General features: G+C 62.8%; 5 protein-coding genes. All 5 read left to right on the top strand.

Annotated features, from left to right (window positions below):
• A partial coding sequence (gene paaA, locus BG60_RS35945) for a 1,2-phenylacetyl-CoA epoxidase subunit PaaA (protein ID WP_034474616.1) occupies positions 1-588 on the top strand: 588 nt, incomplete at its 5' end.
• Positions 589-605: 17 nt separating this feature from the next.
• The gene (gene paaB / locus BG60_RS35940; RefSeq protein WP_008349546.1) at positions 606-890 is read left to right on the top strand and encodes a 1,2-phenylacetyl-CoA epoxidase subunit PaaB; all 285 of its coding nucleotides are present in this window, start codon (positions 606-608) and stop codon (positions 888-890) included.
• An 11-nt stretch (positions 891-901) separates the two neighbouring features.
• Positions 902-1,702, top strand: a complete 801-nt coding sequence (paaC, locus tag BG60_RS35935) for a 1,2-phenylacetyl-CoA epoxidase subunit PaaC (RefSeq protein ID WP_008349547.1) — start codon at positions 902-904, stop codon at positions 1,700-1,702.
• Positions 1,702-2,214 carry a 1,2-phenylacetyl-CoA epoxidase subunit PaaD gene (paaD, locus tag BG60_RS35930; RefSeq protein WP_034474614.1) on the top strand — a complete coding sequence of 171 codons (513 nt, stop codon included), beginning with the start codon at positions 1,702-1,704 and terminating at the stop codon, positions 2,212-2,214. The genes paaC and paaD overlap by 1 nt, the downstream gene beginning before the upstream one ends.
• Positions 2,215-2,242: 28 nt before the next feature.
• Complete coding sequence (paaE, locus tag BG60_RS35925) at positions 2,243-3,331, top strand: 1,2-phenylacetyl-CoA epoxidase subunit PaaE (RefSeq protein WP_008352720.1); 1,089 nt, start codon at positions 2,243-2,245, stop codon at positions 3,329-3,331.
• Positions 3,332-3,342: the final 11 nt, after the last annotated feature.

Here is a 3,342-nt window from a genome sequence, read left to right as displayed (position 1 = left end):
GTCGGCGTGATCGGCTGGCTCGTCGATGGCGCCGCGATCATGAACCAGATTCCGCTGTGCCGCTGCACCTACGGGCCGTATGCCCGCGCGATGATCCGCATCTGCAAGGAGGAGTCGTTCCACCAACGCCAGGGCTTCGACGCGCTGCTCGCGATGATGAAAGGCACGCAAGCGCAGAAGGATCTCGTGCAGCAGGCGGTGAACCGCTGGTGGTGGCCGGTGCTGATGATGTTCGGCCCGAGCGACAAGGATTCGATCCACAGCGGCCAGTCGTTCGCGTGGGGCATCAAGCGCATCTCGAACGATGACCTGCGTCAGAAGTTCGTCGATGCGACCGTCGAGCAGGCGAAGATCCTCGGCGTCACGTTGCCCGATCCCGATTTGAAGTGGAACGAAGCGCGGCAAGCGCACGACTACGGCGCGATCGACTGGGACGAGTTCTGGCGCGTGGTCAACGGCGACGGTCCGTGCAACAAGGAGCGCCTCGCCACGCGCGTGAAGGCGCACGATGACGGCGCGTGGGTTCGCGAAGCCGCACTGGCGTATGCCGAGAAGCAAAAAGCCCGCGCCCACCAACAAGCTGCATGAGCATGGAGACGATGAAGATGAACAAGGAATGGCCGATCTGGGAAGTGTTCGTGCGCAGCAAGCAGGGACTGGATCACAAGCATTGCGGCAGCCTGCACGCACCGGACGCGGGCGCGGCGTTGCGCATGGCGCGCGACGTGTACACGCGTCGTCAGGAAGGCGTGAGCATCTGGGTGGTGCCCTCGGCGGCGATCACGGCATCGGACCCGGCAGACAAGGCCGAGTTGTTCGAGCCCGCGGGCGACAAGATCTATCGGCATCCGACGTTCTTCGTGCTGCCCGACGAAATCAATCACATGTAAGGGCGCGCGACATGAGCCAGAAAGAACATCTCGCCTACGTGCTGCGTCTTGCCGACAACGCGCTGATTCTCGGACAGCGCAACGCGGAGTGGTGCAGTCACGGCCCGGCACTGGAAGAGGATATTGCGCTGGCGAACATCAGTCTGGATCTGATCGGTCAGGCGCGTTTGCTCTACACGCATGCTGCTTCGCTCGAAGCATCGCTCAACGGCAACAAAAAGACCGAAGACGATTACGCGTACTTCCGCACCGAGCGCGAGTTCGCCAACTACACGATCGCGGAGTTGCCGCACTTCGGCCCGCTCGCGGGCACGACGCGCACGGAGCGCGATTACGCGGTGACGATCGTGCGCAACTTCCTGTACTCGGCGTTGATGATGGAAGTGTGGAGCGCATTGCAATCATCGAACGATGCGCAACTCGCGGCGATCGCGGCGAAGTCGATCAAGGAGACGAGCTATCACCTGCATCACGCGCGCGACTGGCTGGTGCGTTTCGGCGATGGCACTGCGGAGTCGCATCGGCGTGCGCAGGCTGCGCTCGATTATCTGATGCCGTACACGCGCGAGTTCTTCGCGACCGATGCAATCGAACAGGCCGTCGCCGATGCGGGCATCGCGCCGCTGGCGAGCGAGTTCGAAGCGGCGTGGCGCGAGCAGGTTGCATCGGCGCTCGATGAAGCGACGCTCAAAGTGCCCGTAGAAGTGCAGCACGTCACGACGGGCAAGCAAGGCGAGCACTCGGAGCACATGGGTTATCTGCTGGCGGAGATGCAGAGCCTGGCGCGTCAGCATCCGGGCGCGAGCTGGTAATGCTGGCCATGCAAACCACGATCGAACGCGCGTGGCACGTGCTCGAGTCGGTGCCCGATCCGGAGATTCCGGTGGTATCGATTCGCGAGCTGGGCATCTTGCGCGATGTGCGTCACGGCGACGATGGCGTGCTCGAAGTGGTGATCACGCCGACGTACTCGGGCTGTCCTGCGATGTCGCAGATTGCTGAGGACATCGCGAAAGCGATCGATGATGCGCAACTCGGCGCGCATCGCATCGAGACGGTGCTGGCGCCTGCGTGGACGACCGACTGGATCACCGATGACGCGCGCGAGAAGCTGCGCCGCTATGGCATCGCGCCGCCGACGGGCGCATGCGGCAGCGCAGAGAAGCCGATCCGCTTCGTGGCGCGCAAGCCCGCGACGATCGCGTGCCCGCGCTGCGGCTCGACGCACACGGAGAAGCTGGCGCAATTCGGCTCGACGGCGTGCAAGGCGTTGTATCGATGCATCGATTGCCGCGAGCCGTTCGATTACTTCAAGCCGTACTGAACCTCACTGACAAGCGAGCCGAGAAAACATGGCGACTCCGCAATTTCATCCGCTGCGCATTCGCGACGTGCGCCCCGAAACCGCCGATGCGCTCACCGTTTCATTCGATGTGCCGCCCGCATTGCGCGATGCGTTTCGCTTCACGCAGGGCCAGTTCGTGACGCTCAAGACGCATATCGATGGCGAGGAGACGCGCCGCTCGTATTCGATCTGCGTGGGCGTGACCGACTACGATCGCGATGGCGAATTGCGCATCGGCATCAAGCGCGTGCGCGGCGGGCGCTTCTCGAACTTCGCGTTCGAGACCTTGAAGCCCGGCCATGAGATCGAGGTGATGACGCCCGACGGACGCTTCTTCACGCATCTGAACGCGGATCACGCAAAGCATTACGTGGCGTTCTCGGGCGGCTCGGGCATCACGCCGGTGCTGGCGATCATCAAGACGACGCTGGACATGGAGCCGACGAGCCGCTTCACGCTGGTGTACGGCAATCGCAGTGTCGACGCGATCATGTTCGCCGAGGAACTCGAGGATCTGAAGAACCGGTATATGGACCGGTTCTCGCTGTATCACGTGCTGTCCGATGATTTGCAGGATGTCGAGTTGTTCAACGGCGTGCTGGATCAAGAGAAGTGCAAGGCGTTTCTTTCGACGCTGCTCTCGCCTGAAGAGATCGATGAAGCGTTCATCTGCGGCCCCGGCCCGATGATGGACGCCGCTGAAGCCGCACTGAAAGAAGCGGGCGTGCCGCCGAAGCAGATTCATGTGGAGCGCTTCGGCACGCCGTTGCCGCAGGCGGGTGCGCCGACGATCGAGATTACGGAGAGCACGCCGGCGGCGGATCTGGAACTGGTCATCGATGGCAAGAAGCGCAAGCTGCGTCTGCCGTATGAAGGCGTGAGCGTGCTCGATGTCGGTCTGAAGGCAGGGCTCGCGTTGCCGTACGCGTGCAAGGGCGGGGTGTGCTGCACGTGCCGCGCGAAAGTGCTCGAAGGCGAAGTGAAGATGGACAAGAACTACACGCTCGAACAACACGAGATCGATGAGGGTTTCGTGCTGACCTGCCAGTGCCATCCGGTGAGCGAGCGCGTGGTTGTGAGCTTCGACGAGCGGTAAGCGACGTCCCG

It is taken from the genome of Caballeronia zhejiangensis, assembly GCF_000698575.1.
Classification (GTDB): domain Bacteria; phylum Pseudomonadota; class Gammaproteobacteria; order Burkholderiales; family Burkholderiaceae; genus Caballeronia; species Caballeronia zhejiangensis.
Note: the sequence above shows the minus strand (reverse complement) of the source record. Positions and strands in the feature narration are given on the sequence as shown.